This is a genomic window from Roseiarcus sp. (assembly GCF_052145395.1).
Taxonomy (GTDB): domain Bacteria; phylum Pseudomonadota; class Alphaproteobacteria; order Rhizobiales; family Beijerinckiaceae; genus Roseiarcus.
In genome coordinates this window covers 1-26428 of the sequence record NZ_JBKQOT010000762.1, presented here as the reverse complement: position 1 = coordinate 26428, position 26428 = coordinate 1, and the positions used below count along the sequence as shown (strand labels likewise).

The following is a 26428-nucleotide window of genomic DNA, read 5'->3' as shown; positions in this document are numbered from 1 at the left end:
TATCACGAAGCCTGTTGATTGGCGTCACCCAGCTTCTCGCGGCGCTCGCGGTGATACCGGTCGGCCTCATCCACAGCCTGCCGGTGGCGATCGCCGGTATCACCGTGGCTGTGGCCTTCAGCATGGGCGCCAACGCCGCGTATTACGCAGTCAACGTCGACATCGTGCCGGGACGGGCCGCCACGGCGCTCGGCATCATGGACACGGGCTTCGCGATCTCCGGCTTCCTGGCGCCGGTGATCACCGGTTGGGTGGTCGGTACGTTCGGATCGTTCGAATACGCCTTCCTGCTCATGACCGCATTGGCGCTGTCGTCCGTGCTTGTCGTGTTCATCTTCCATCGTCCAGATGAAGACCGCGCTGATCAGCCGGGAGGCGTCGCCCTGGCGGCGCCTGCGGCGGCGGAGTAGGCGGCGGCTGAAACGGCGTAGGTCAGACCAGCCAGGCGCAATCCGCCTCGTCGGCGGCGCCATCGCTCGGGTGTTCCGCGGCTCGCGTCGCGGTCGCATATCGCTCGATAAGAACCGCCGGGTTCGGATCGTGGTCGGGATAGCTTTCGCATCCCGGGCCCGCGTTACCCAATTCTGCCCCGTCGACTGTCGCCGGTCAGTATCAGCCTCTTACGGTCGATTGCGGGCGTAGCACTGGCGGCGAACGGAAGGGCGGTGTCCGGTCTGGGGCGGCGTCAGGCTGCAGGCGCAGGTCGCGGCAAGCCCTGCCGCCATCGGTGCGCGTAGGCCGCGAGTCCTGGGACGTCCCACGCTTGCGCGGGGGCGAGTTGCGGCGGGTCGTGCGGCTCGCCCCAGCGCGCCAGCATCGCCGCGCCTTCGGCGGCGCCGGAGGCTGGCGCGACGAGAACGGTCCGGCCCGGCATGAGCGCGGCCAGCACTCCGGAAAAGGCCGGCGTGCGGTTGAAGCCGCCCTCGACGATGATGTCGCCGGGCGCGTTCAGGCGCTCCAGCATGTGGTGGGTCATCAGCGCGGAATAGAGGGTCGCGAGCGCCGATCGCGCCGCGGGGTCGTTGGGCGTCTCGCCCTCGATCCATCCCTTGCGCCCGGCGAACGGTCCGCCCTGGTCGGTGAAGGCGGGCATCGCCAGGACGCCGGCGGCGACGATGCCCGCCACGTCCCTTTCGCCCGCTTCGGCGGGAGCGCCGCCGGCAATGACGGAAAACTCCCGCCCGCCCATCAGGCGCGCGGTCGGCACCGGACGTCCCATGACGTCGACATTGGCGAGCATGTCCGCGTCCGGGTCGGGCGGACCCTTGCCCCCGACCGCCATCATGATGACCCAGGTGCCCGTCGAGACGACGGTGAACGGGTCCGTCCGGGACGCGAGGTACGGAACCAGCGAGGCGTTGGAATCGTGCGCGCCGCAGACGACCCTGACGGATGGCGAAAGCCCGGTCGCCGCAGCGACCTCGGACTTCAACGTCCCGAGCGTGTCCCAGGCGTGTCGGATCGGTGGAAACAGGCGCGTCCAGTTCTGTCTCTCGACGAGGCTCGAGAGCCGCCGCTCGTTCGGCCGCCAGAGGTCGCTATGGGCGCCGAGCGAGGTCACTTCGGTCGCAGGCAGGCCGCAGAGCCGCCAGGCCCAGTACTGCGGATAGGCCAGAAAGGCGCGCGCGCAGGCAAAGTCGTTGGGGAACGTCCGCTCGAGATAGAAGATCTGTCGTCCGAGGTTGAGCCCTCGGGCCGAATGCGGCGACAGCGTCTCCGCGAACGGCGGGCGGGCCGCATCGTAGTCGGCGTCGATGGCCTCGAAGCCGTCGAACTCGTAGTCCATCGGCGGAAGCGCCAGGCCCTCGTCGCCAATCAGCGCGCCGGCCGCGCCGTGGGTGGTGATCGAGATCGTCGCAATCGGATAGCGCGCGCCGAGTTCCTTGAGCGCGGCGAGAAGGAAGTCCCAGGCGCGCTCGGTGTCGAGCCGCAAATAGGGCCAGCGCACGCTGGGCTGCAAAGGCCCGTTCGCCTGCGAACGCTCGGCCACGACCGCACGGTTGCGGTCGAAGACGATGAGCTTGACGTTGGTCTTGCCGACGTCGAACACGACGACGCAGCCGTCCATGAGAGATCCTCCACGGATTGTCGTGGAAGCTTAGACCCTCACAGCCGCGCAAGGGAAGGCGGGCGCGCCTGCGCGCCCGGCCCTCATGGGCGCAGGCGACCATCCGGCGGAACGCCCGCATAGGCCGCGCCGTCCGCGGTTCGTCACGCCGAACGGCTCGCTATTCGGCGGGCGTCGCGCGGGCGTCCGCGAGATCGTCGACCGGGAGGCCGGCCGGCTTCTCACGGCGCACGAATCTGCGGAACGCCATCCGCACGTCCCTGAACAGCCGCACCCAGGCGTTCGGCTTGGCGAAATGGGAGGCGAACTCGCGGTTCGTCTCGATCGGCAGCCAGTACTCGCGACGCCAGACCCTGTACGTCGCAAATAACTCCTCGGTCTGTTCCGGCTTGACCGACATCGCGGCGCAGCCGCAATTGGCGTCGACCGTCACCTGTCCGAGCGGGTCGAAACGGAATCGGTGACGGCTTGGCGCGTGGTTGAGCCAGCCGCGGTCCATGTCGAAATCGTCCGGCTGAAAACGAAGCGCTTCGATCAACGGCGAGACGTCCAGGTGACGGATCGTTCGCCCGACGGGATAGTGAAAGTCGACATTCGCCATTTGGGTAGTCCTCCGCCTGCAGGCCCAGCCCTCGCTCAAACGTCCTCGCTCGACGTCGGTTCCGCGGCGCGGCGTTCAAGTATTTTATGTGGTTCTCATGCGAGCGCGGCTTTTTTATGCGGGCGTTATGCGGGCCGACGGAAAATTCCCCGCGCCTGACCTCATGAGCCGGCGAGTTCAATGCGCGCCGCACGCTGGTAACGCTCCGCAGCGTCGAGGACCGCGAGCGCCCCCGCCGCGAGCGGCCCGGCGGGGGCGGGCGCCGCGGGTTCCGATTCGTCCGTCGTCGCCGCGAGACGCGCCTTGAGCCAGGCGCGTGTGTCGGGGTCCGGCGCCGGCCGGCCAGACCGGATGTCGAGCCTGGCGGCGGAAAGCTGGGCAATGAACCCGTGCGCCGCGATCAGGAGCGCCGCCATCTCCTCGAGCCCTTTACGCGTCGCAACCGGCTCGACGCTCATGCGGCCGGCAGAGTCGGAAAGCGCCGCGATCGCCTCGATCACGTTCTTGCGTGCCAGACGATAGTCTTGAACGGGCGCGTTCGCGTCCAGCGCGACGTCGGAAAAAGCCGCGAGCCTGCCCTGAAGGCGTTTGGCGACGCCTGGCGCTTCGGAAAATTCCCAGTGAGGCCAGACATAGCTGAAAAGATGAGCGATCGCCGCGCCGATCAGCGTGTCGGCGAGGCGCGCGAGGATCGGCGCGGACAGATGCGGCTGGATGAGATGCAGGGAGACCAGCGCCATGACCGACGCCCCGGCCGACGATATCCGATAATTCAGGCGCACGAAGCTGTGGATGACGGTGACAGCGAGACCCTGCGCCGCAACCAGCGAACGCGGCGGCAGCCAGGCGACGGCGCCGGCCGCGATGACGCAGCCGATCAGCGTTCCGATGACGCGGTCGTCGCGCCTCATCTTGGTCAGCCCGTAATTTGAGCGCATGATCACCGCGATGGTGAGCAGCACCCAGTTGCCGTGGCCGGAATCGCCGAGAAACTGCGCAACCGCTTCGCCCGCCATCATCGCGAGCGCAAGACGGACCGAATAGCGGAAGACCGGCGAAGCGATCCTGAAGTGCTGCCGCAGCACCGTCAGTGCATAGGAGCGCTTGGGAAGGAACGCCGCGAGGTCGACCCCCTGCATCGACGCTTCGGCGGTCCTGTCGTCCGACAGGGCTTTTTCGAGTCGCCGGATGTGGCCGAGCGACACGACAAGACGGTCGGTGGCCGTCCTCAGCGCCGCATGCACGCTCGCGTCCGTTTGCTTCTCGTCCTGGCGCGCGGCCTCTCTCGCCAAGGCGTCGATTGCGAGCTGGTGGTCTGGCGGCAGCGTCGGCCTGTCCGTCCTCAGGATCTCGAGGCTCAAGTGATTGAGGTCGAGCGCGCCCACGCGCAAGGCTTCTACGATGTGGCTGAGCAGGGCGCTCGAATTCGGCGTCTCGCGGATCCTCGCCATGTCGCTCTGAGCGGCGACGAGCGCATCGAAAGCGTCGAGCAGAATGCCGATCGTCGCCGCGAGCCGTCGGTTTTCAGATCCGGGCTTGACGTGGTCGAGCAGTAGGGCCCGCGCCGATTGCAGTTGTTCCGACAACGCGGCCTGCTGGCGAATCGCCGACCCGTAGGCCTGCTCGAAGTCCGTCTCCGGGTCGAACGCCGCGGCGACCGCGCGCAGATAAAGCGACAGTTCGCGGATGGTTTCGCTGGCGAGAAGCCTCCGCGCGCTCGCGTCGGTGACGACCGTGGCGACCAATGCGAAGGCGATGTAGGCGAGGCCGCCCGCGGCGAACAGGGCTTCAATTTTGAGCGCGGTGGAAAAATTTTCGCGGGGGAAGCCAAGCACGAACACCATGGGGATCAGCGCCTGCATGCCGAGCGCGATCGCCCAGCGGCCGAGTCCAGAGATCATGCCGCCGACGAAGGCGATGAGGCCGATCATCGCGAAGGCGACCGGCGGCCATGGCAGCGCAAGCTGGATCGCCGAGGTGGAGATAAGCGCGAGGGCGAACCCAAAAACGAGGGTACGGGCTTTTTCGCGCCAAGGCGTCGGCATATCCGAGATGCTGGCGGCAATGGCGCCGAGCGTCGCCGGCTGACCGGCGGCGAAGCCGAAAATCGCCGAAGCGCCGACCGCGATCGCAAGGACGCCGGCGCCAACGCTGAGGCCATTGACGATGTGCTGTCCAACGAGCATTCGCGTGAAATCTGGCGGACGGAATCGAGCCATCGGCGTCGGTCTTCAAGACTCTTGCGCGCGGAGCCGTGCGCCCGGCGCGTGTGCGAATAGGTCGAATTCGCCGATTGTCACGCGATCAATCCCCGCGGCGTTTCGGCGCCGCCATCCGTGAAGGCGATCGCCCCATCCGCGCGGGCGACCGCGATGACGGCGACGCCGAAGGTCCGCGCGCGCTCGAGCGCCAGCGAAGTCGGGGCCGACAGCGACACGAGCGTGCCGGCGCCGAAGATCGCCGCCTTGGCGACCATCTCGAACGAGCAGCGACTGGTGATGAGGAAGAACCCCGCTCGCCCGTCGCCGCCGGCGCGCCAGACCGCTCCGATCGCCTTGTCGAGCGCATTATGCCTCCCGACGTCCTCGCGGATCAGCGCAATCCGTCCGTCGAGGCTGCACCAGGCCGCCCCGTGCACGGCGCGTGTCAGCGCGTTGAGCGGCTGACGGAACTCCAGTGCAGCGAGCGCCGCGCCGATTGCCTCGGGGCGAACGGGCGTTGCCGACGGAAGCGACCGCGGGGGGGCCTGCAGGCGCTGCAGATCGTCTACTCCGCACAGCCCACAGCCGGAGCGTCCGCTGATCGCGCGTCTGCGGGCGAAATGCGTCTTCAACTTCTCGCCGCTCAGCGCGATATCGAGCCGCCAACCGAAACCCGATTCGACCGTATCGACGCTCCGAATGTCGCCGGGACGCTCGACGATCCCCTCCGTGAAAAGAAAGCCGTAGGCGAAATCCTCGAGCTCAGTGGGCGTCGCCATCATCACGGCGAAGGGCGAGCCGCCGATAACGAGCTCGATCGGCGCCTCGATGGCGATTGCGCGCGTGAACGTCGGGCCGACGGCTCCGGCGTGATAGGAAAACGATCGCGCGTCGGCGGTGACGGCGGGGTTGCCCTCGCTCGATGGCATCGGCAGCGTGCTCCTCGACATGGCGCAGTGTCGCCTGTTGCTCGCGGGTTCCGGATCGACCCGGGGAAGAAAAGGGCGGCGCTTCGGACGACGTCTTCGCAACAATATACGCTGAAGAAATTGTCGCCAGTCGGCCGCGCTGTCCGCCTCACGCTTCCGCGCGACCGAGGGGCCAAGGCGGTTCGCGGGCGAAATTGGCCTCGGCGGCGTTGACCATAGGCGCAAAATCGCTGCGCATGGCGGCCCGCGTCGGAGCGGGGCGCTTGCCGGTCCGGCGGGCCGTCGTCACACTTGCGCCGTGACCCCTTGGCACGGTCTTGTGCCCGCCGGCTTCGAAAAACGTTGCCGCCGTGGGATCGGACAGACAGTAAGAGCATGCCGAAAACGGGGACCAAGACCGACCAAAGCTCCAACGTTTCGACGATCCGCTTCGCGCTGGCGGTCTCAGTGGCGGCCGCTCTGGCGATAGCCGCCATCTGGTTCTTGTGGGCGCCGCCGCGCGCGAACGAGTCCCTGATTGGGGGGCCGTTCGCCCTTCAGGACGGCGCCGGCCGGACGGTCACGGACGAGAGCCTCAAGGGCCATCCCTTCCTGGTCTATTTCGGCTACACCCATTGCCCGGACGTCTGCCCGACGGAACTGGCGCGCATCGCGGACGCGCTCGCCAAAATGGACGGCAAGGCCATTCCTGCGCTGTTCATCACAGTCGATCCAGAGCGGGATACGCCGAAGGTCATGCAGGACTACGCCAGCAGCTTCGGCCCCTCGATCATCGGGCTTTCCGGCAGTCCGCAGGCGGTTGGCGCGGTCGAAAAGGCCTATCGCGTATTCGCTCGGAAGGGGCCGATCCAATCCGACGGAAGCTATTCGATGGACCACAGTTCGGTCGTCTACCTCATGAACAAGACCGGCGGCTTCGTCGAAGCGCTGAACCTCGACCGCTCGCCGGAGGAGACCGCCAAGGAACTGGAGAAGCAACTTTGACGCGTTTGCCGACGGGTCCGTTGTTTGCTACAGCAGCGTCGAGCCCGCTCGCCGCCATCGGCCCCGAGATGCGAGATCTTTGAAAGAAATGGACAAGTTCACGACTTTGACCGGCGTCGCCGCGCCGCTGCCGATCGACAACGTCGACACGGACATGATCATTCCGAAACAGTATCTGAAGACGATCAAGCGCACGGGCCTCGGCGCCGGCCTGTTCGCCGAGATGCGCTATCGCGACGACGGTTCGGAAAATCCGGACTTCGTGCTCAACAAGCCGCAATACCGCAAGGCCTCGATTGTGGTCGCCGGCGACAATTTCGGCTGCGGATCTTCGCGCGAGCACGCGCCTTGGGCGCTGCTCGATTTCGGGATCCGCTGCGTGATCTCCACGGACTTCGCGGATATCTTCTACAACAACTGCTTCAAGAACGGCATCTTGCCGATCAAGGTCTCTCGCGACGACCTCGCCAAGCTGATGGACGACGCGGAGCGCGGGGCGAACGCCACGCTGAGCGTTGATTTGCCGGCTCAGGAGATCCGCGGTCCGGACGGGGGCGTTGTGAGGTTCGAGGTCGATCCCTTCCGCAAGCAATGCCTGATCGAGGGGCTCGACGACATTGGCTTGACCATGGTCGAAGCGCCCGCGATTGCGACGTTCGAGCAGAAGTCGGCCGCAGCGCGTCCCTGGCTGTGACCCGTAGGTCTTGCCCGCGACGCCGGGTCGCGCGACGGTTCGACGGTTTCAGATTGCCAATCCGCGGGGCGGCCTCCTAAAACTCGTCTTTAGGCGGGAGGGCGAGCGTAGGGTTCGATGAACGGCGCCACGGCGTACATCGCCGCGATCGGATACGTCCTTACTCTTTTCCTGATCGCGTGGTGGGGCGACAGGGGCGGGCGCCGGTTCGTCGCCGGCGGGACGCGCTCGGTCGTCTACGCGCTGAGCCTCGGCGTCTACTGCACCTCCTGGACCTATTACGGTTCAGTCGGCCTGGCCTCCTCGCACGGCCTCGACTTCCTGCCGATCTACATCGGCCCCATTCTCGTCATCGGTCTCGGCTCCGCTTTCGTCGGGCGCATCGCCAACCTTGCGCGCACGCAGAACCTGACCACCGTCGCCGACTTCGTCTCCGCCCGGTACGGCAAGTCGCCTGCGGTCGCCGCCGTCGCAGCCCTGATCGCGCTCGTCGGTTCGGCGCCCTATGTCGCTTTGCAGCTCAAGGCGGTGTCGACCACGCTTCTGACCGTCGTCGATTCGCTTGATACGTCCCGGCTGACGTCGAACAGGCCGTCGGCGCTGTTTTCTCTGGCGATCGCTCTCACGCTTGCCGTCTTCGCGATCGCCTTCGGCACGCGGCGCATCAATCCCAAGGAGCACCAGGACGGCCTGATCCTGGCCCTTGCGGTAGAGTCGGTCGTCAAGCTCGCGGCCTTTCTCGCCGTCGGCGCGTTCGTCGTCTGGGGGCTGAACCGCGGCGTCTCGGACCTCACGCAGGCCGCCCTTTCCAATTCGAAGATCGCCGCCGTCATCCAGACGCCCCCGCAGCCGGCGGTCTGGAGCGTGACCACGCTGCTTTCGGCCTTCGCGATCCTCCTGTTGCCGCGGCAGTTTCACGTCGCTGTGGTCGAGAATCACGATCAGCGCGGCGTGCGCACGGCCGCATGGCTGTTCCCGACCTATCTCGTGTTGATCAACCTGTTCGTCGCGCCCCTCGCCGTGGCCGGACTGAAGATGTTTCCGGACGCAGGGATCAACCGCGATCTGACGGTACTCGCGCTTCCGCTCGCGGCCGGGGCGCGCGGCGTGGCGCTCCTGACCATGATCGGCGGCCTCTCCGCCGCGACCGGCATGGTGGTGCTCGACAGTCTTGCCCTTGCGATCACCATATCCAACGACCTCGTCATGCCGCTTCTCCTGAGGCGGCGCGTCCGGGAGACGAACGCCCCGGCGGGGGACATCGGCGCGCTCGTCTTGTGGGTCCGACGCCTCGCGATCGTCGGCGTCCTGGCGCTGGGTTTCCTGTACGAGCGGCTGACCGGCGAAACCGCCCTCGCAGCGATCGGGCTCCTGTCCTTCGCCGCCGTGGCGCAGATCGCGCCGGTCTTTCTCGGCGGGCTCTTCTGGCGTCGCGGTACGGCGCGCGGCGCGATCGCCGGCATGACGGCGGGATCGCTCACCTGGCTCTACCTGCTGTTCCTGCCGTCGCTCGAGCCTCAGAATGCGATCGCCGCCTTTCTCGCGCACGGGCCGCTCGCGATCGGCTGGCTCAGTCCGGTCGCGCTGGTGGCGTTCGCGCCGAACGCCCTCGTCGGCGGCGTCGTCATCTCGCTCGCCGTCAACTGCGTCGCCTTTGTCGCGTTTTCTCTGACGCGCGACGTCACCGCGCTCGAACGCGCCCAGGCGAGCGCCTTCGCCGGCGTGGGCGGCAAGCCGCAGGCCTTCCGCCTCTGGCGCTCGTCGACGACGGCCGGCGAACTCGAGGCGGCGGTTGCCCGTTATCTCGGGGCGGCGCGGGCGCGCCGCGCGTTCTCCGCCTTCATGTGCGAGAGCGGCCAGGACTACGACCCGAGCCAGGAGGCGAGCGCCCAGTTGATCCGGCATGCGGAGTTCCTGCTTTCGCCCGCGATCGGCGCCTCGACCTCGCGTCAGGTGCTGTCCCTGCTTCTCCGGCCGCGCACTGTTTCCGGCCAGTCGGCGCTGAAGCTGATCGACGAGGCGTCGGCGGCGATCCAGTCGAACCGGGACCAGCTGCAGCACGCGCTCGACCATGCGCGCCAGGGCATCACCGTGTTCGACTCCAATCTCGCGCTGACCGCCTGGAATCGTGAGTTCGCCGACCTCTTCGACCTGCCGCCGGCTTTGCTGCGACATGGCGTCGGGCTCGACGAGATCGTCCGTTTCAACGCCGCGCGCGGCGCCTATGGCCCGGGCGACTCGGAGGATTTCGTCGCCGAGCGGGTGGCGTCCCTCCTCTACGACGATCAGCCGACCCGGCTCAGGCTCTTCTCCACCCATCGGGTCATCGAGATCCGCTCGGCGCGGCTGCCTGACGGCGGCATCGTCACGACCTATACCGACGTTACCCAGACCGTGCAGACGGAAGAGGCGCTCGAGGCGTCGAACGAGTTCCTCGAGAAGCGGGTCGATGAACGGACGGCCGAGCTTCAGAGGCTTAACGCCGAGCTCGCCCGGGCCAAGACCGCGGCGGAAGAGGCCAATCTGTCCAAGACGCGTTTTCTCGCCGCCGCGAGCCACGACATCCTTCAGCCCCTCAACGCCGCGCGGCTCTACGCGAGTTCGCTCTCCGAGGGCGCCGGCAAGATTGGCGGCGAGGAGCGCGCCGATCTCGCCCACAAGGTCGACCTGTCCCTTGAGGCGGTCGAGGAGATTCTCGGCGCGCTGCTCGACATCTCGCGGCTCGACGCCGGCGCGACCAAGCCGGAGCTTTCCGCCGTGCCCGTCGCCGACCTCATGCGGATGCTGGAGGTCGAGTTCGCGCCGGCGGCGCGGTCGAAGGGGCTCGAGCTTCGGTTCGTTCCCTCGAAGCTCGCGATCCGCACCGATCGCCGGCTGATGCGCCGGCTCCTGCAGAACCTCGTGTCCAACGCCATCAAGTACACCGTGCGTGGGACCGTCCTCGTCGGATGCCGGCGCCGGCCGGATGGGCTCCGCATCGAGGTCTGGGACACCGGCCTCGGCATCCCGGCGGATCTACAGCGCGTGGTGTTCGAGGAATTCCAGCGGCTCGACCAGGGCGCCCGGATCGCCAAGGGCCTGGGTCTCGGCCTGTCGATCGTCGAGCGCCTCGGTCGCGTGCTCGACCATCCGGTCGGCCTAAAATCCTGGCCAGGCGACGGCTCGGTCTTTTTCGTGACGGCGCCGATCGGCGCCGCCGTCGCGGAGCGCGCCGAGGATGCGGGGGCGCCGCAGCCGCGTTCCGCCGACGAGCCGCTGAGCGGCCTCAAGGTGCTGGCGATCGACAACGAGGCTCGGGTGCTCGACGGCATGCGGGCGCTGCTCGGCCGCTGGGGGTGCGTCGTCGCCACCGCGCACGGCCTCGCCGAGGCCCGCGAGGCGCTAGCGGGATTCGGCGCGCCCGATCTCGTCATCGCCGACTACCACCTCGACCAGGGCGATGGGATCGCCGCGATCCGCGCTCTGCGCGAGGACCTCGGGCGCCGGATCCCGGCCATCCTCGCGACCGCCGACCGCAGCCCGGAGGCGCGCGACGAGGCCGCGCGCCACGACATCGTGATTCTCCATAAGCCGCTGAAGCCGGCGCCGCTCAGGGCCCAACTCGCCCGCTATAGCGCCCTGCGCGAGGCGGCGGAGTAGGGCGCCCGCCGGCGGCGACTCAGCGCAAGCGCGGGGGTCTTAAATTTCCGGGCCCGAAATCAATTGTTTCAAAGGTTTGCAGCGACTTTTCCGAGCCGCCATCACCGCCGGGGCTGGGACGAACGGAGCGCCGTGAGACGGCCGACAGTCTCATTCAGAAGCCTGCCTCGAGTGGCCTCGCGCTCCCGCCTGCAGCCGTCGTCGAAGCGCTCACAATTGTCAACCAATCCAAGGAGGCGCCAAGCGAGCGCGGCGCCGACGCCAAATCCATGCCAACCTTTTGCAAGAGGCGCCCATTGCCGTTCTCAGCCTTTTCAAGGTGTTGGAGAGCGCAGGGGTGATTTCAAGGCGTGACTCCGTGCTCCGCCCCATGCGGAACGTCATCGCGAACCCCGTTTAGGGCCTCGCGAGATGCCCGGCTTGCAGGGCGTTTTCGACCTCAAGACCAAGCATCGGCCCGATTCCCACGAATGTACACGATTTGTTCTCGATCGCAGCACTCTTCGGTCGAAGTGGTCAACGAGCGCCTCCACAGGGTGCGTTTCCGTATGAGAAGAATACTGATTGCAGTTGCAGCGATAACGCTCATTGTTAATACAAATTTAGCTTGCAGTACGTGTAGCAAAAGTCCACCGCAAGCGTAAAAGCGCGCGTAATGTCAAGCGTGCGCCGACTGCGCGACCCTGACGTCCTCTGCTCCGGTCTCCCTCGAGCGCCGCTCAAGAAGACCGGGAGCTGTTGCGAGCTTTCGCTGAGGTCCGCTTTTCGCCTATAGGGACGCCTCCATTCCAAACGAGAGCGATCCATGAACGCCGCCCGCCCCTTCGACGACATCCGCGCCCTTCTCCTGCAAATGCCCGGGCCGGACGAGGAGGCCGCCGCGGCGGCGAAGGCGCGGGAGGCCGAACTCACCAAACCCGCCGGCTCACTTGGTCGGCTCGAGGCGATCGCGGCCTTCCTCGCGGGCTGGCAGGGGTCCGACCGGCCTCATGTTAACAATCCGCTGGTCGCGGTGTTCGCCGGCAATCACGGCGTCGTCGCGCAGGGCGTGTCTCCCTTCCCGCAGTCGGTCACGCAGGCGATGGTGGCCAACTTCACCGCAGGGGGCGCGGCGATCAACCAGATCTGCAAGACCTTCGACCTGTCGCTAAAGGTCTACGAACTCGCGCTCGAGCATCCGACCGGCGACATCACCCGCGAGCCGGCCATGGACGAGCGCAATTGCGCCGGAACCATCGCCTTCGGCATGGAGGCGCTGGCCTCGGAGCCCGACCTGCTCGTCCTCGGCGAGATGGGGATCGGCAACACCACCGCCGCGGCGGCGATCTATCACGCGCTTTACGGCGGAGCGGCGGAGGACTGGGTCGGCCGCGGCACCGGCGTCGACGATGCGGGCTTGACGCGCAAGGCGGAGGCCGTGCGCGCCGCCGTCGCCCTCCACAAGGACCATCTCGCCGACCCGCTCGACGTGCTGGCGCGCCTCGGCGGCCGGGAGATCGCCGCCATGGCGGGGGCGATTCTGGCGGCGCGGCTGCGCCGGACGCCCGTGGTGCTCGACGGCTTCGTCGTCTGCGCCGCGGCGGCCATTTTGCAAGCCCTCGACAAGACGGCGCTCGACCATTGCCTCGCCGGCCACGTCTCGGCCGAGCGAGCCCACCGCGAGGCGCTGAGCCGGCTCGGCAAGGCGCCGATCCTCGACCTCGGCATGCGGCTCGGAGAAGGGTCCGGCGCGGCGCTCGCGGTCGGCGTGATAAAGGCCGCAGTCGCCTGCCACAACGGCATGGCGACTTTCGCCGAGGCGGGCGTCGCAGGAAAGGAGTAGCCGGGAACGGCGGCCCGAGCCCATGCGTGTGTTCGGACGCGGCCCTCGCGACAAACAAAGGGTGGCATCGTGCCCGATGATGAACGGCAGATCCGGGACCTGGTCGATTCCTGGATCGCGGCGAGCAAAGCCCGCGACCTCCTCGCCTTGCTCGACATGATGACCGACGACGTCGTCTTCATGACGCCTGGGCGTGCGCCCTTCGGCAAGGCGGAATTCGCCGTCGACAGCGAGCGCATGACGGGGGTCTCCGTGGACGCCCGGGCAGAGGTCCTGGAAGTCGAGACCTTCGGTCCCCGCGCTTATGTCCGGAGTCGGATCGGGGCAATCGTGACGTCGGGCGGCCAGCCTCCGCGGCCGATGGCGGGATACGCCATGAGCATCTTGCGCAAGGAGGCGGACGGCCGATGGCGCATCGCCCGCGACGCCAATCTCGTTATGCCGGTGTGACGCAGCACGGTCAGACGGCGCCGGACTTTGAGAGGGGGCTTCAACCTTGGCCAGGGACACTCGCTGGAACGCGGTCGATGAGTATTTCGCGCCGATCGTCGCGCAGGACCAGCCGCTCGAAGCCGCGCTCGCCGCCAACGAAGCCGCGGGGCTGCCGCCGATCGACGTGTCGGCGGCGCACGGCAAGATGCTCCACCTCCTTGCCCGGATCGCCGGCGCGCGGAAGGCGCTCGAAATCGGCGCGCTCGGCGGCTACTCGACGATCCGGATCGCCCGCGCCCTGCCCGCGGACGGCCGACTCGTGACGCTCGAAGCCGTCGAGGAGCACGCGTCGGTCGCGCGGGCGAACATCGCGCGGGCGGGTTTAAGCGACAGGGTCGAGGTGCGGGTCGGCGCAGCGCTCGACAGCCTGCCGAAGATCGAGGCCGAAGGCCTTGCGCCGTTCGATTTCGTCTTCATCGACGCCGACAAGGAAAACAACGCGAATTATCTCGCCTGGGCGCTGCGCCTGTCGCGCCGCGGAACGACTATCGTCGTCGACAATGTGGTTCGGGACGGGAGGATTCTCGACGCCGCCTCGCGAGATCTCGACGTCGTCGGCGTGCACCGGATGTTCGACATGATGAAGAGCGAGCCGCGGCTTCACGCGACCGTCATCCAGACCGTCGGCGCCAAGGGATGGGACGGTTTCGCGCTCGCGGTCGTCGCGTGACGGGAGGGGCGGCGTCCCGCCGCCCAAGGCGCGGTAGACGCGCGCCCTCCGCGCTCAAGGCGCGAGCCGCCGCACCGCCGCCAGCCACCCGAAGACGTCGTTCTTCACCGCGATCTGCGGCGGCGGGGCGCGTCTTTCCGGCGGCGCCTCGCGCGTTGTGCAGCCGGGCGCGAGGTCGGCAAAGGCGATTTCGCCATCGGTATAGAAACGGTCGCCGCCGCCGTTGCGGCCGAACAGGGTCGGACCGATCCCGCTCACCGAGTAGGTCTTGTCGACCCGTTTGGCGTCGAGCAGGCTGTGGATCAGAAAATCGCGCTCGGCGTCGATGTCGGGGGCGGTGTGGTGGGTGATCTGCCCGGTGTAGTGGCTGATCCCGAGCCCGTCGTCGAACACCGCCGCGCCGAGCCAGACCGGCCGCCCGTCGTCGCCTTTTTCCAGGGCCTTCCAGAAGCGGACGTGATGGCGCGTCCGAGCGCTCAGTCCTGACGGCATCTCGAAGGCGAGATCCTGTCTGCGCCCGTCGAAAAAAAGCGGGCTCACCGGCGCCCGATGGTACGGCCGGCGGAAGGCGACGCTGCCCACGATCCGCAGCGACGATATGAGCGTGACCGGATCGGACGGCGACCAGCCGGCGGCGTTCATCGCGCACAAGACGTCGTCCTCCGAGCCTTCGAGGCCGACGTTGATCACGTCGCCGGGGATGCCCAGGGCGGTGACGGTCCGGGCGCCAAGATCCGCAATCCCGCCCTGGCGCTCGTAGTGGCGCCAGGCGAATGGCGCGGCCAGGTAGGCCAGCACGATATAAGCCGCCGCGACCATCGCGACGACGGCGACAGCGCGGCGTCGGTCGAATATCGGCGGCCTCATCGGCGTGATTTTGGTCTTCGATTCGCCTAAAAGCAACGCAGCTCGAAGGCGTTGCGGGCGAGGGCGCAGTCTATGATCCGCGCCGATCCGGCGCATGCGTAACGACCCGGCCGGGACACGCGAATGACAACCTGCCGCCGACCCCGGCGGATGTGCAGGAGCCGATTGCTGTTCCGACGAGTCGCACTATGTAGGCACGGTCGTTGACCGCGGCGGCCGCGATCCATAGGGCTTCGGTTTGGAAGCCGTCAATTCGACGGGCTATGGATCGCGGCTGCTATTGGGTCGCGACTGCTTCAGGATCGTCGGCAAGGAGACCTCGATGAGCCAAGGCCAATTCCCCGTCACCCACGCGGAAATCGAGTGGCGCGCCCTGCTGACGCCCGAGCAGTACGCGATCATGCGCGAACACGCCACCGAGCGCGCCGGAAGCTGCGCGCTCCTCAATGAGAAGCGCCCGGGCACGTTCGTCTGCGCCGGCTGCGGTCAGCCTCTGTTCGAGAGCCAGGAGAAGTTCGACAGCGGCACCGGCTGGCCGAGCTTCACCTCGCCGGTGCCGGGCTCGCTCGGCAGGACGGTCGATGATTCCTGGGGTATGACCCGCACGGAAGTGCACTGCGCGCGCTGCGGCTCGCATCTCGGCCACGTCTTTCCCGACGGGCCGCCGCCGACGGGCCTGCGCTACTGCATCAACGGCGTCGCGACCACGTTCATCCCGGCCGAAGCATGACGCCCGTGGACGCGGTCGGCGACCGCGTCGCCTCCCGGCTGCGCCCGGCTAGCGCCGCTGCCGACGACGGCCGCCGGCCCGCGGGCCATCCGCCGATCGCAAGCGGTCGCGTCGGCGTGCTGATCGTCAATCTCGGCACGCCGGAGGGGACGGACTACTGGTCGATGCGCCGCTATCTCGCCGAGTTCCTGTCGGACCGGCGGGTGATCGAGGCGCCGCGGCTCGTCTGGGGCCCGGTCCTCCAGCTCATTTTGATGCGGCGTCCCGCGGTCAAGGGCCGCGACTACGCCGCGATCTGGAACACGGAGCGCGACGAGGGGCCGCTGAAGACCATCACCCGCGCCCAGAGCGAGAAACTCGCGACGGCGCTCAGGCATCTCAAGCCCGCCGTCGTGGTCGACTGGGCGATGCGCTATGGTCAGCCGCCGATCGCCGAGCGCCTCCAAGCGCTCCAGGCGGCCGGCTGCGACCGGATTTTGGTCATCCCGCTCTATCCGCAATATTGCGCGGCGAGCACGGCCACGGTCGCCGACAAGGCGTTCGACGCGCTGAAGGCGATGCGCTGGCAACCGGCGCTCCGCGTCGCCGCGCCCTGGTGCGACGACCCGGCCTATATCGAAGCGCTCGCCCGCTCGATGCGCGACGGCCTGGAAAAACTCGATTTTGAGCCGGAGGTCGTCCTCGCTTCCTACCACGGCATCCCGCAGGCCTATTTCGACAAGGGCGACCCTTATTACTGCCAGTGCGCCAAGACGACGCGACTCCTGCGCGAGGCGCTGAGATGGGATGAGAATCGCCTGCGGATGACCTTCCAGTCGCGCTTCGGCCGGGCCGAATGGCTGAAGCCCTACACCGCCGAGACGGTGCGCGAACTGGCGCGGAGCGGCATCCGGCGCCTCGCCGTCATCACGCCCGGCTTCGTCGCCGATTGCCTGGAGACGCTGGAGGAGATCGGGGTCGAGAACGCCGGCTATTTCCGCGACGCCGGCGGCGAAAAATTCGCCGCGATCCCCTGCCTCAACGACAGCCCCGACGGCATGGCGGTCATTGAGGCCGTGGCGCGGCGCGAACTGATGGGCTGGGCGGCGCCGCCGCCGACTCTTCCCCCCTAAAGAGGCGTATGCGGCGCAAACGCGATATGTTAACAAAGCTGACGCAGAGCAGGGCATCTGAAACAGGGGCGCAATTTTTCAGAAAATGGGGGCTTCACGGGTATGGCCGCGGTTGTGGTTATCATCGTCGGATATCGCAACGCCGGCGATATCGCTGATTGCTTGCGAGCGCTCGCGTCCGCCAAGCCCGAACCCCGCTTCGAGGTCTTCATCGCCGAGAACGGCGGCAAGGGGGGTATGGACGCTCTGATTGCGCGACTCGACGAGGGAGATGCGGCCTGGCGGCCGGGCGGCGCCGCTCCGCCTGAGGCGCCTGAGGTCGGCAAGCGCGTCCGCGACTACACCCTGGTGGGCCCCGACGGCAGTCCAGGCGAGCCGGTGCATGTCGCCGAAATGGCTGAGAATATGGGATATGCGGGCGGCATCAACGCATGGCTTCGGCCTCTCCTCGCGGCGCCGGACCGTTTGGGTTCTCAATTCCGACACTCTTCCCGAGCCGGACGCTTTGGCGGAATTGGCGGCCTATGCACGGAGTCACGGCAAGGGCATGGTTGGCAGCTGCATTATCAGGACCGACCAGCCCGATCGCGTGTTCACGCGCGGCATGGCGTGGAACCGGTTCGCGTGCCGAGCGGAAGCAATCGGTCGGGGCGCCGAAATTTCGGTTGAGCCGGACCCGGAGGAGATCGAAACGCGCCTCGCGTCGCCATCCGGCGCCTCGATTTACGTAACTCGAGAGGTCGTTGACGCCATTGGGCTCATGGACGAACGGTACTTTCTTTATTTCGAAGATCTTGAATGGGGGCTGCGGGCGCAGCGCCTCGGCATGGTCGGCTACGCCCATCGGTCTCGCGTCCCTCACAAATGCGGCACGACCATCGGGGGAACCGCGAGACGCGCCGCGCGCTCCAGGCTTTCCGTTTATCTTGGCGCGCGCAACCTGATCTTATATGAGCGGAGCAAAAACCCGCTGCGCGTCCCTTGGGCGCTTGTGACGCAGACGGGCTTTCTGGCGATCTACGGCGCAGTCGGAGCCTTCGGCAATATGGTCGCGGGTTTCCGCGGGCTTGTCGCTGGTCTGAGGGGAGAAATCGGACGTCCGGACAGTTTCTTCAAGGCGAACTGAACAGACCGGGCGTCGCGACGACGACGGCTCATCGCCGCGGCCGGTAGTGAAGTCGTAACACTTGTCCCTTCGTCGTCGCGGCGTTTCCATAGCAACGACTCTCGAAGAGACGACTTACCAAGGCTGATGGTGATGCGACAAACTGTTGTTGGCGAACACGAGACCGTGGCAGTGAATCTGGATGCGGACGCTTTGCGCCGCTTCGATCAGACACGGGAGTCGATCGCTTATTGTTCAGCAATGGTCTGGGGGGAGCATTGTTCCGAATGCGTCATGCCGACATGCTACACGACTTGCGCTTTCTACACGCCGAGGCGCGACCTCAAATGCCGCCGCTTCGATCAAGGCGTCCGGTCGGTCCGAGCGGAAGGGCGTGCGCTGCCTTTCGGCATCAACGTCTCCTTTCGCAAGTGGGGAAAGCTTGAATCGTCAGGCCGCCCCTCGCCGTTGCCGGCGGCGCGGGCGGCGGCGCTTCATCGCGCCGACGCCGTCGTGGCCGCGACGCTTGCCACGGTCCCGCTGCCGCATCGCGTCCAAGACGCGGCGTCGACCGCGTGGAATCGCGCGAAGGCGAAGCTTGCCTCGTTTCGCGCCAGCGGCGCCGCCTTCGACGCGTTCGTCATCGAGTCTCTCAGCCGATCGCCGCGAGACTGCGTCTTCACGCTCAGCGTCAAGCCAACCGTTTCCTCCGGGCGCTACTTTCAGCGGCACTTCACGCTAAGACCGGGATACAACCTCATCGAGATCGCGGTCAGCGACATAGGGAAAGAGGTCGACCTCAAGGAGGCCGTCCTGGTTCAGGTTGAGCCGGTCGATGCGCCCGAGGGCAACGACTTCATTTTCGGGTGTCTGGATTTTGTCGCCTACTCCGACGCGCGGAAGCGACAGCCGCTCGCGGCGTCGGCGCCGGCCACCGCGCCAGCGCCGCACGCCAAAGACGCGAAGCCAGCCGCCAAGGTCAAGTGCGTCGTGTGGGACCTGGACAATACTTTGTGGAAGGGCACCTTGATCGAGGACGGGCTCGATCGGCTCGAGTTGAACCCCGTTGCGGTCGAAGCGATCAAGGTGCTCGACCAGCGCGGGATTCTGCATTCGATCGCCAGCAAAAACGATCCTGAGAGCGCCCTCGCCGCGCTCGATCACTTCGGATTGCGCGAATACTTTTTGGCGCCGCAGATCAGCTGGGGCCCCAAGAGCGCGGCGATCACGGAGATCGCGCGTCGGCTCAACATCCACAAGAACACGTTCCTGTTCATTGACGATCAGCCGTTCGAACGCGCCGAAGCGACGTCCGCGCACGCGGACGTTCGGGTTCTGCCGGACACCGAGATCGGCGGCCTCACAAGGCTGCCTGAGCTGGATGCGCCGGAGACCGATGAGGCGCGCAATCCGCGCAAGATGTATCAGGTCGAGGAAAAACGCGAGGCTGCCTACCAGGAAACAAACGCCTCGTTCCTCGAGTTTCTGCGCACCTGCTCGATTTGTCTCACCATCAGCGATGTCACGAGCGCCAACATCAGCCGGGTCTTCGAGCTTTCGCAACGGACTAATCAGCTCAACTATGCAGGCAAGGCTTCGTCGCGGAAGGACGTCGAAGACCTTGTTTCGGGCTCCGCGCCCGGCAAGGCGGGACTGGTCCTCTCATGCTCGGACAAGTTCGGAGACTACGGCGTGATCGGATTTGCGATTGTCGATACGGAACGTTTCCACGTGGAGAATTTTTTCATGAGCTGCCGCGTGCAGCACAAGAAGGTCGATCACGCCTTCTTCGCCTGGCTCCTCGCTCAGGCGATGCGCCATGGGCGCGACACGGTCTCGACCGTCTTTCATTTCTCTGGCCGGAACCAATCCGCGCGCCAGGTGCTGGAGGAAATGGCCTTCGTGGCGTCCGGGACGGGCGACGTCTACGTCTCGCCGCGTCTTGCGGGTTTCCCTCAACGCGACCTCGTGAAGGTGATCGACGAGACCAAGTGGGCGCTCGGCGCGCCTGCGCAAGCAGATGCAGGCTAGCCGCATGTCCCCCCAAAGCGTCTTCGCGCGGCTCTCCGGTCGAGCAAATCGTCTGTCCGCGTCCCTGGTCCGCACGCGCACGGTTCGCGCGGTCAACGATCGGCCGATCGTCTCCTTCACGTTCGACGACTTCCCAAAGTCCGCAGTCGCTTCAGCGGCGGCTCTGCTCGAGAACCAAGGCGTCGCGGGGACCTACTACCTGAGCCGGATTTTCAATGGCGCGACGATCGACGGGATTGAATATTACGATGTCCAAGACGTGAAGCGCCTGATCGACAACGGGCACGAGATCGGCTGCCATACCGCTTCGCACCTTCATGTCCCGCAGGTTTCCCGCGATGACCTGATCGCGGACCTCGAGGCGAACGCCCGATTCCTGAGTGAACATGTCGGCGACGTGCGCATGACCACGTTCGCATTTCCCTTCGGGGACATGAATCTGTCGACAAAGTTTTTGGCGCAAGGTCGGTTCTCCGCCTGCAGAACGACGTCTCCCGGGGTCAATCAGTTCGTCGCCGATCTCGGCGCGCTCTGCGCGGAGCGCCTTTATTCGAACCTCACCAGCCCTGCCGCCGTTCGGTCCCTGATCGAGAGGAACGCAAAGCCCCGAACGTGGCTCATCTTCTACACCCACGACGTCGCGGATCATCCGAGCCGCTACGGTTGCACGCCTGCGCTCTTCGAAAGCGCGCTGAGCGGCGCGCTTGCAGCCGGCTATCAGGTTCTGCCGGTGCGAAATGCGCTTGGCGCGATCCGGTTTCGACAAACACGGTAGGCGCCCCCAGCCCGTCACGACCGCGACGACGCCTACTCCGGCGCTTTGCCGACCAGATGGCGAGAAAGCAATTCGTCGGGGCGGCCGTTGCGCCGGAGGAGCCCGTCCAACGTCCCGCGCAATGCGACGCGCATGTTGCCAGTTCGACCGCGAAATCCGTATTCGAGCGCCCGGGCGACCGCGATCAGCGCCGTCCAAATCAGCCAGGCCGGAAAGTTGGCGTATACGAACAGGACTCTGTTGCGGAACGAAAGATAAGTCGCGAATTCCGAAATCGTTGTGACGGGTCCTGTTCCGATGGTTGTTCCACCCTTGTGGTAAACGACGGAATCGAAGGCGTAGCCGATGTCTCCCCTGCGCTTGGCGCGCAATCCCCAGTCGAGATCCTCGAAATAGAGGAAGTATCGCTCCTCCATGAGGCCGATTTTGTCGAGACAGGCTCGGGTCACATAGACGAAGGCTCCCACGGGGGCGTCGAGTTGGCGTTCGACGCTTCCCGGTGAAGGTCTGCTCGCAGCGGGCTCGTTGCGACCGATTGCCTTGGCGCTCGCCATGAACCGGCGCCAGCGCAGCCCCCGGGTGTGGATGCGGCTCGGATCGTCAGCCAGCACGATACGCCCGGTGACCATGCCCTTTCCGTGGTCTTTCGCGTAACGTGTCAGCGCGCTGAGAGCATCCGGGTCGACCGTCGTGTCCGGGTTCAGCACAAGCGCGCCCGGCCAGTTCTCGGCTTGACGCAGGGGTCCCAGCCAGCGGTTGACGCCTCCGCCGTAGCCGAGATTCTCGCCCGCGTTGCCGATAAATACCCGGGCGTTCGCCTGTTTGAGTTCAAACGCCTCAACGGTCTTGAAACCGTCCGTTCGGCATGGCGGCGGCTCGTCGCTACGCGCGCACGGTCCGTCCGCTGCGCAAGCCCGCGCGCACAGTTCAGCGAAGGCTTCGTCCCCGCCATTTTCGCACAAGTAGAGGTCGAATGCGGGGTCGGCGTTCGATCTGCCCAAGGACTCGAGGCATTCCATCACCTCGCCGGCGTTTTGAAATGTCACAATGACGACAGGGATCGGTAACAAGATTAGCGGTTCCCGAGCCGATCATAGGAATGCGAGCGAGCGTCCTCGATTACGCCGCTTCCCAAATCCAAGCTCACGCGCCGCAGTTCCTGCCACGTGACAATTTTCGGGAGCGATCAAGAAGCACGGCGACGCATAATGCAATTGCCGACGCATTGCTAGAGGCGCGACCCCCAGACGCGCCCCCTCGCTCCGGGCAAGGCCGGGAGAGCCTAACCCGCCGATACGCGCAGCCAAGGCCTTTCGCCGGCGTGCACCTCGCCTGGGATGCTGGCGGGCTGGTAGTGGATCGCCGGCCTTGGCAGGGAGCCGGCTTCGAGGGCGCGGATCGTCGGTGCGTTATTAACCTCGAACGCCGTGAACCCGCAGCGCAGCATCAGGGGAATCTCGTCGATCAGCACGTCGCCGACGGCGCGGAGTTCGCCCTTGAAGCGATAGCGGTCGCGCAGCAGCCGGGCGTAGGAGAATGCCCGGCCGTCGGCGAATTTGGCGAATTCGAGCGCCACCAGCGGCCGGTCGGCAAGATCGACGAGATGCGCCTGCGCGTCGGCGCCCGCCTCGACCGCGACGCCCACGGGCGCCTTGCGCGCCGAAAACGCCTCGCGCTCGGCGAGCCAGCGCTCGAGCGACACGATGATTGCGCCGTCGGACGACGCCGGCGCGTCGCCGGCGAGGCGCGTCCAGGAATCTTCAGCGAAGCCGCCTGGGCGCCACAAGGCCATCAGATGTTCGCTCCCGCGTCGAGAACCGTGGTGTGGATGCCGCATTCCGTCTTGCCGCGTCCGCGCCAGCGGCCGGCGCGCTCGTCCTCGCCGGGCTTCACCGCGCTCGTGCAGGGCATGCAGCCGATCGAGGGAAAGCCCTTGGCGACCAGCGGGTGGCGCGGGAGGCCAGCCTCGCGGATATAGTCGAGCACGTCCTTGGCGGTCCAGCCGACCAGTGGATTGACCTTCACGCGCTCGCCTTCGGCCTCGAACAGGGGCAGCGTCGCGCGCGTCGCGCTTTGGAAGCCCTTGCGGCCGGTGATCCAGGCGTCGAAGCCCTCCATGGCGGCGGCGAGCGGCCGGACCTTCCGGATCTCGCAGCAGCGGTCGGGATCGCTGGAGAACAGCCACTTCTCCGGGTCTTCCTTGGCCACGGTCTCGACTGGGGGCGTCGCATTGATGACGTTGGTCAGGCCGAGCAGGGCGCAAAGCTCGTCGCGATAGACGAGCGTCTCCGGGAAGTGCTGGCCGGTGTCGACGAAGAGGACCGGGGTCGTCTTGTCGACGCGCGACACATGTGCAGGAGCGCCGCTGCGTCGGCGCCGAAGCTGGACACAAGCGCGATCCGACCGGGAAACAGGTCCTCAATCGCCAGCCGGATGAGCGACGACGCCTTCAATTTGGCGAAGCGGCTCTCGAGCCGCGAGGCGGCGATCTGATCGCCGAACAGCTTCACGTCATGCGCGCTCATCAGATGTCCGATCCGGCGCTGCGTTCATAGAGCGCCTCCTTGAAGGGAGCGATTCCGACCCGGCGGAACGCGTCGAGGAACGTCTCGGTGTCGTCGGTTCTCAGACCCATGTAGGTCTCGACGATGGTCTCGACGGCGCCGACCACGTTCTCGGAGCTGAAGCCGGGGCCGACGATCTGGCCGATGGCGGCGTTTTCGTCGCCCGAGCCGCCCAGCGTGATCTGGTACGTCTCCTCGCCGGCCCGCTCTAGGCCGAGAATGCCGATATGGCCGACGTGATGGTGGCCGCAGGCGTTGATGCACCCGCTGATCTTGATCTTCAGCGGGCCGATGGCCTTCGATCGCGCGCCGTCGCCGAATGTCCTGGCGATGCGCTCGGCGATCGGGATCGAGCGGGCTGTCGCCAGCGCGCAATAATCGAGGCCGGGGCAGGCGATAATGTCGCTGATCGCGCCCGCGTTGGGGGTGGCGAGGCCGACCGAGGCGAGGCGGTCGTAGACCGCCGGCAGGTCGTCGAGGGCGACATGCGGCAGGATCAGGTTCTGCTCGTGCGAGACGCGGATCTCGTCCTGGGAATAGTCCTTGGCGAGGTCGGCGACGGCGTCCATCTGGTCCGCGCTGGCGTCGCCGGGCGGCGCGCCGATGGGCTTCAGCGACACCGTAACCACGACATAACCAGGCGTCTTGTGCGGCGTGGCGTTCGAGGCAAAGAAGCTGGCGAAGCGCGCGTCTTTGCCTTTGCGCCGCTCGACGCGGTCGCTGACCGCCCTCTTCGGCTCGAGAGCGGGCGGCGCGAAAAAGGCGGCGACGCGCGCCACCTCGGCGGGCGGCAGGTCGAGCAGCGTCCTGTCGCGCGCGGCGAACTCGGCCTCGATCTCGGCCTTCAGCGTCTCGAGGCTCTTTTCGTGCAGCAAAATCTTGATGCGCGCCTTGTACTTGTTGTCGCGCCGCCCCTCGAGATTGTAGACGCGCAGGATCGCTTCGACGTAGCCGAGCAAATCACGCTCCGGCAGAAACTCCCGCACCTTGCGGCCGATGAACGGGGTCCGCCCGAGGCCGCCGCCGACATAAACGGTAAAGCCCAGTTCGCCCGCCTCGTTGCGGACGACCTGCAGGCCGATGTCATGCGCCTGGATCACGGCGCGGTCGTGCGCCGCGCCGTTAACCGCGATCTTGAACTTGCGCGGCAGGAACGAGAATTCCGGATGCAGCGACGACCATTGCCTCAGGATTTCAGCGTAAGGGCGCGGGTCGGCGATCTCGTCATGCGCGACGCCGGCGAAATGGTCGGCGGTGACGTTCCGGATGCAGTTGCCCGAGGTCTGGATCGCGTGCATCTCGACGCTGGCGAGCTCGGCCAGTATGTCGGGCGTGTCCTTCAGCGCCGGCCAGTTGTACTGGATGTTTTGCCGGGTGGTGAAATGGCCGTAGCCCCGGTCGTACGTGCGCGCGATCTCGGCGAGCTTGCGCATCTGGCGCGAATTCAGCGTGCCGTAGGGGACGGCGACGCGCAGCATGGAGGAATGGAGCTGCAGGTAGAGCCCGTTCATCAGCCGGTGCGGGCGGAACTGTTCTTCCGTCAGCTCGCCCGAGAGGCGGCGCGCCACCTGGTCGCGGAACTGCGCGACGCGCGCGTCGACGAAGGCCTGGTCGAAAGCGTCATAGTGATACATGGTCGGCCTCCGGGGCGGCCGTCGGGCCGGAACGTGGCGCAAGCCCTTGCGCCTGCTTGCCGAGATCGCGCCGAACCGTCGGCCCGGCGGCGCGGATCGCCTCGCGCAGCGCCTTGGGAACAACGTGCCCATTGCGGGCCTCGACCGGGAACGCGTAGGCGTCGACGATCAGATTTCGCTCCGCATCCTCCGCGGCGCGCGTGAGCGCTGTCTTGGTCGCCTGGGCGTCCGGCAGCACGGCGGCGCAGTTGAAGTCCTCGCTCCAGCCCGCATCGAGGGTCTGAAACACGACAACGCCATCCGCAAGGCGGTTGGCGGTGATCACATCGGCCATAGGATCTCTCGGCGGCGGGACAGCGCCGGCTCACATAGTCACTAGCAGATTTTACGGCAAGTCTCTATAACTAATTTTGTATATCATATTATGTATGTTCTATATCTCCGCGGGAACGTCTCGCCCAGCCGGGTTATTTGGACTTCCTCGACTCTGCTCGCCAACGCGGCGTTCCGAATGGTGGGCATAAACGCCTCAGGGCGCGCATCGCCGGTTCACGGCGACCCGCCCCACGGGAAGAGCAAAGCGCTCTACGGGTAGGTTGCCGCGAGATAGTCCACGACCACCTCGGCGTCACCGGAACTGATGGGCGCGTGGAAGACCTTGATCATCTTCTGCACCTCCGCCTCCCAGAAAGGCCGCCCTTTCCCTGGCGGCTGGGTCGAGATGTAGTCGGCCGAATGGCAGGGGAGGCAAATGATTGCGGTCTCCACTTCGGGGCCCGGCCTCAATTTGGGCGTCTCGTCGGGCAGCTTATAGGTCAGAGGCGCGGCGACTGCTGGGACCAAGGAGGCCGCGAATAGAGCGGCGAACGGGAGGCGACTCAGCGAAGTCATTCAGGCCGCCCTCACGTTCACGCCTTCGACCACATTGCGCATGTAGCCCGACGGGTTCCACAACGGCTCGAGCGGCTGCGTTTGTCCGGCAAGATTGGTCGCGCGGACCAGAAGGCGATGCTCCCCTGCGGGCAGGGTCAGGCGCGCGGTCCAAGGGCGGAAGGCGTATTTCCCGAGGTCCTCGCCGAGAGTGGCGGGCATCCACGAGCGGCCTTCGTCGGGCGAGACGACCATGTTCGAGATCCCATAACCGCCGTCGAAGGCGATGCCGCGCACCAACAGGTCCTGGTCCGCCGCGACCGTCGCGCCGTCCTGCAGGTTGGTGATGAACGACCGGACGTCCAACCGTCCGATCGGGACCGTGCTCGCCGGGGTCTTGCCGGGCTCAGTACAAGCGCAGGCGTTGTCAGGGATGCGGTAGGCCGACTTCATCCAGAAACCGTCGAATGGCGTATCGAGCGCGTTGATCCACGCGAGATGCTTCATCCAGTAGGTCCCGTAATAGCCGGGAACGACCAGCCGCACAGGAAATCCGTTGAGCCAAGGCAGGTCCTCGTCGTTCATCGCATAGGCGACCATGACCTCTCCGTCGCGCGCATGGTCGATGTCGAGCGCCTTG

The 26428-nt window shown here is 66.5% G+C and carries 25 protein-coding genes; 12 read left to right on the top strand and 13 right to left on the bottom strand.

Features of this window, described 5'->3' with window-relative positions; genetic code table 11:
- Positions 1–410, top strand: a 410-nt coding sequence (locus ACLP25_RS26100; protein WP_442472021.1) for an MFS transporter, incomplete at its 5' end; no start/stop codon positions are given.
- Positions 411–685: 275 nt separating this feature from the next.
- Here the strand turns inward: ACLP25_RS26100 and ACLP25_RS26095 are convergent.
- The 4 genes from ACLP25_RS26095 to fdhD all read right to left on the bottom strand — a co-directional run bounded on the left by ACLP25_RS26095 (position 686) and on the right by fdhD (position 5799).
- Positions 686–2068: an FGGY-family carbohydrate kinase gene (locus tag ACLP25_RS26095; RefSeq protein ID WP_442472020.1), complete on the bottom strand. Its 1383-nt coding sequence runs from the start codon at positions 2066–2068 to the stop codon at positions 686–688.
- A gap of 160 nt (positions 2069–2228) precedes the next feature.
- On the bottom strand, positions 2229–2669 hold the full coding sequence (locus tag ACLP25_RS26090; RefSeq protein ID WP_442472019.1) for a hypothetical protein: 441 nt from the start codon (positions 2667–2669) through the stop codon (positions 2229–2231).
- Positions 2670–2830: 161 nt separating this feature from the next.
- Entirely contained in the window at positions 2831–4855 is a 2025-nt protein-coding gene (locus ACLP25_RS26085; RefSeq protein ID WP_442472018.1) for an FUSC family membrane protein, read from the bottom strand.
- Positions 4856–4965: 110 nt separating this feature from the next.
- Positions 4966–5799: a formate dehydrogenase accessory sulfurtransferase FdhD gene (gene fdhD, locus ACLP25_RS26080; protein WP_442472017.1), complete on the bottom strand. Its 834-nt coding sequence runs from the start codon at positions 5797–5799 to the stop codon at positions 4966–4968.
- 375 nt (positions 5800–6174) lie between these two features.
- On the opposite strand from fdhD, the gene ACLP25_RS26075 reads away from it, so the two are divergent.
- From ACLP25_RS26075 to ACLP25_RS26050, 6 genes are all read left to right on the top strand, one after another.
- Positions 6175–6783: an SCO family protein gene (locus ACLP25_RS26075; RefSeq protein ID WP_442472016.1), complete on the top strand. Its 609-nt coding sequence runs from the start codon at positions 6175–6177 to the stop codon at positions 6781–6783.
- Positions 6784–6871: 88 nt separating this feature from the next.
- Positions 6872–7477 carry a 3-isopropylmalate dehydratase small subunit gene (leuD, locus tag ACLP25_RS26070; RefSeq protein WP_442472015.1) on the top strand — a complete coding sequence of 202 codons (606 nt, stop codon included), beginning with the start codon at positions 6872–6874 and terminating at the stop codon, positions 7475–7477.
- A 117-nt stretch (positions 7478–7594) separates the two neighbouring features.
- Complete coding sequence (locus ACLP25_RS26065; protein WP_442472014.1) at positions 7595–11116, top strand: PAS domain-containing hybrid sensor histidine kinase/response regulator; 3522 nt, start codon at positions 7595–7597, stop codon at positions 11114–11116.
- Positions 11117–11921: 805 nt separating this feature from the next.
- Positions 11922–12938 carry a nicotinate-nucleotide--dimethylbenzimidazole phosphoribosyltransferase gene (cobT, locus tag ACLP25_RS26060; RefSeq protein ID WP_442472013.1) on the top strand — a complete coding sequence of 339 codons (1017 nt, stop codon included), beginning with the start codon at positions 11922–11924 and terminating at the stop codon, positions 12936–12938.
- Between the two features lie 69 nt (positions 12939–13007).
- Positions 13008–13388, top strand: coding sequence for an SgcJ/EcaC family oxidoreductase (locus ACLP25_RS26055; RefSeq protein ID WP_442472012.1), 381 nt, complete (start codon positions 13008–13010; stop codon positions 13386–13388).
- Between the two features lie 46 nt (positions 13389–13434).
- Positions 13435–14100, top strand: a complete 666-nt coding sequence (locus ACLP25_RS26050; protein WP_442472011.1) for an O-methyltransferase — start codon at positions 13435–13437, stop codon at positions 14098–14100.
- 54 nt (positions 14101–14154) lie between these two features.
- Here ACLP25_RS26050 and ACLP25_RS26045 read toward each other — a convergent pair whose 3' ends face one another.
- Complete coding sequence (locus ACLP25_RS26045; RefSeq protein ID WP_442472010.1) at positions 14155–14967, bottom strand: LssY C-terminal domain-containing protein; 813 nt, start codon at positions 14965–14967, stop codon at positions 14155–14157.
- Positions 14968–15289: 322 nt separating this feature from the next.
- Between ACLP25_RS26045 and msrB the strand changes: the two genes are divergently transcribed.
- Positions 15290–15697, top strand: a complete 408-nt coding sequence (gene msrB / locus ACLP25_RS26040; protein ID WP_442472009.1) for a peptide-methionine (R)-S-oxide reductase MsrB — start codon at positions 15290–15292, stop codon at positions 15695–15697.
- The gene (gene hemH / locus ACLP25_RS26035; RefSeq protein ID WP_442472008.1) at positions 15694–16809 is read left to right on the top strand and encodes a ferrochelatase; all 1116 of its coding nucleotides are present in this window, start codon (positions 15694–15696) and stop codon (positions 16807–16809) included. Before msrB ends, hemH begins: the two co-directional genes overlap by 4 nt.
- 78 nt (positions 16810–16887) lie before the next feature.
- Here hemH and ACLP25_RS26030 read toward each other — a convergent pair whose 3' ends face one another.
- A complete protein-coding gene (locus tag ACLP25_RS26030) occupies positions 16888–17286 on the bottom strand; it encodes a hypothetical protein (protein WP_442472023.1) in 399 nt (132 codons plus the stop codon).
- Here ACLP25_RS26030 and ACLP25_RS26025 point away from each other — a divergent pair.
- The 3 genes from ACLP25_RS26025 to ACLP25_RS26015 all read left to right on the top strand — a co-directional run bounded on the left by ACLP25_RS26025 (position 17192) and on the right by ACLP25_RS26015 (position 20720).
- On the top strand, positions 17192–17935 hold the full coding sequence (locus ACLP25_RS26025) for a glycosyltransferase (protein WP_442472007.1): 744 nt from the start codon (positions 17192–17194) through the stop codon (positions 17933–17935). The two genes, ACLP25_RS26030 and ACLP25_RS26025, sit on opposite strands and share 95 nt — an antisense overlap.
- Positions 17936–18208: 273 nt before the next feature.
- Positions 18209–19945, top strand: coding sequence for an HAD-IIIC family phosphatase (locus ACLP25_RS26020; protein WP_442472006.1), 1737 nt, complete (start codon positions 18209–18211; stop codon positions 19943–19945).
- A gap of 4 nt (positions 19946–19949) precedes the next feature.
- On the top strand, positions 19950–20720 hold the full coding sequence (locus tag ACLP25_RS26015; protein ID WP_442472005.1) for a polysaccharide deacetylase family protein: 771 nt from the start codon (positions 19950–19952) through the stop codon (positions 20718–20720).
- Positions 20721–20752: 32 nt separating this feature from the next.
- Here ACLP25_RS26015 and ACLP25_RS26010 read toward each other — a convergent pair whose 3' ends face one another.
- From ACLP25_RS26010 to ACLP25_RS25980, 7 genes are all read right to left on the bottom strand, one after another.
- Complete coding sequence (locus ACLP25_RS26010) at positions 20753–21766, bottom strand: glycosyltransferase (protein WP_442472022.1); 1014 nt, start codon at positions 21764–21766, stop codon at positions 20753–20755.
- 236 nt (positions 21767–22002) lie between these two features.
- The gene (locus ACLP25_RS26005; protein WP_442472004.1) at positions 22003–22512 is read right to left on the bottom strand and encodes a DUF934 domain-containing protein; all 510 of its coding nucleotides are present in this window, start codon (positions 22510–22512) and stop codon (positions 22003–22005) included.
- The gene (locus tag ACLP25_RS26000; RefSeq protein WP_442472003.1) at positions 22512–23069 is read right to left on the bottom strand and encodes a phosphoadenylyl-sulfate reductase; all 558 of its coding nucleotides are present in this window, start codon (positions 23067–23069) and stop codon (positions 22512–22514) included. The genes ACLP25_RS26005 and ACLP25_RS26000 overlap by 1 nt, the downstream gene beginning before the upstream one ends.
- A 175-nt stretch (positions 23070–23244) precedes the next feature.
- Positions 23245–24918 carry a nitrite/sulfite reductase gene (locus tag ACLP25_RS25995; RefSeq protein ID WP_442472002.1) on the bottom strand — a complete coding sequence of 558 codons (1674 nt, stop codon included), beginning with the start codon at positions 24916–24918 and terminating at the stop codon, positions 23245–23247.
- Positions 24905–25252 carry a DUF2849 domain-containing protein gene (locus ACLP25_RS25990; RefSeq protein ID WP_442472001.1) on the bottom strand — a complete coding sequence of 116 codons (348 nt, stop codon included), beginning with the start codon at positions 25250–25252 and terminating at the stop codon, positions 24905–24907. The genes ACLP25_RS25995 and ACLP25_RS25990 overlap by 14 nt, the downstream gene beginning before the upstream one ends.
- 251 nt (positions 25253–25503) lie before the next feature.
- Entirely contained in the window at positions 25504–25809 is a 306-nt protein-coding gene (gene sorB, locus ACLP25_RS25985) for a SorB family sulfite dehydrogenase c-type cytochrome subunit (RefSeq protein WP_442472000.1), read from the bottom strand.
- Positions 25810–26428: molybdopterin-dependent oxidoreductase (locus tag ACLP25_RS25980; protein ID WP_442471999.1), on the bottom strand; the 619-nt coding region annotated here is incomplete at its 5' end.

Bases quoted from the DNA above. Each gene is read 5' to 3' on its own strand.
- ACLP25_RS26095 (WP_442472020.1), bottom strand. From the start codon at position 2,068: ATGGACGGCTGCGTCGTCGTGTTCGACGTCGGCAAGACCAACGTCAAG.
- ACLP25_RS26090 (WP_442472019.1), bottom strand. From the start codon at position 2,669: ATGGCGAATGTCGACTTTCACTATCCCGTCGGGCGAACGATCCGTCAC.
- ACLP25_RS26085 (WP_442472018.1), bottom strand. From the start codon at position 4,855: ATGCTCGTTGGACAGCACATCGTCAATGGCCTCAGCGTTGGCGCCGGC.
- fdhD (WP_442472017.1), bottom strand. From the start codon at position 5,799: ATGCCATCGAGCGAGGGCAACCCCGCCGTCACCGCCGACGCGCGATCG.
- ACLP25_RS26075 (WP_442472016.1), top strand. From the start codon at position 6,175: ATGCCGAAAACGGGGACCAAGACCGACCAAAGCTCCAACGTTTCGACG.
- leuD (WP_442472015.1), top strand. From the start codon at position 6,872: ATGGACAAGTTCACGACTTTGACCGGCGTCGCCGCGCCGCTGCCGATC.
- ACLP25_RS26065 (WP_442472014.1), top strand. From the start codon at position 7,595: ATGAACGGCGCCACGGCGTACATCGCCGCGATCGGATACGTCCTTACT.
- cobT (WP_442472013.1), top strand. From the start codon at position 11,922: ATGAACGCCGCCCGCCCCTTCGACGACATCCGCGCCCTTCTCCTGCAA.
- ACLP25_RS26045 (WP_442472010.1), bottom strand. From the start codon at position 14,967: ATGAGGCCGCCGATATTCGACCGACGCCGCGCTGTCGCCGTCGTCGCG.
- msrB (WP_442472009.1), top strand. From the start codon at position 15,290: ATGAGCCAAGGCCAATTCCCCGTCACCCACGCGGAAATCGAGTGGCGC.
- hemH (WP_442472008.1), top strand. From the start codon at position 15,694: ATGACGCCCGTGGACGCGGTCGGCGACCGCGTCGCCTCCCGGCTGCGC.
- ACLP25_RS26025 (WP_442472007.1), top strand. From the start codon at position 17,192: ATGTCGCCGAAATGGCTGAGAATATGGGATATGCGGGCGGCATCAACG.
- ACLP25_RS26020 (WP_442472006.1), top strand. From the start codon at position 18,209: ATGCCGACATGCTACACGACTTGCGCTTTCTACACGCCGAGGCGCGAC.
- ACLP25_RS26015 (WP_442472005.1), top strand. From the start codon at position 19,950: ATGTCCCCCCAAAGCGTCTTCGCGCGGCTCTCCGGTCGAGCAAATCGT.
- ACLP25_RS26005 (WP_442472004.1), bottom strand. From the start codon at position 22,512: ATGGCCTTGTGGCGCCCAGGCGGCTTCGCTGAAGATTCCTGGACGCGC.
- ACLP25_RS25995 (WP_442472002.1), bottom strand. From the start codon at position 24,918: ATGTATCACTATGACGCTTTCGACCAGGCCTTCGTCGACGCGCGCGTC.
- ACLP25_RS25990 (WP_442472001.1), bottom strand. From the start codon at position 25,252: ATGGCCGATGTGATCACCGCCAACCGCCTTGCGGATGGCGTTGTCGTG.
- sorB (WP_442472000.1), bottom strand. From the start codon at position 25,809: ATGACTTCGCTGAGTCGCCTCCCGTTCGCCGCTCTATTCGCGGCCTCC.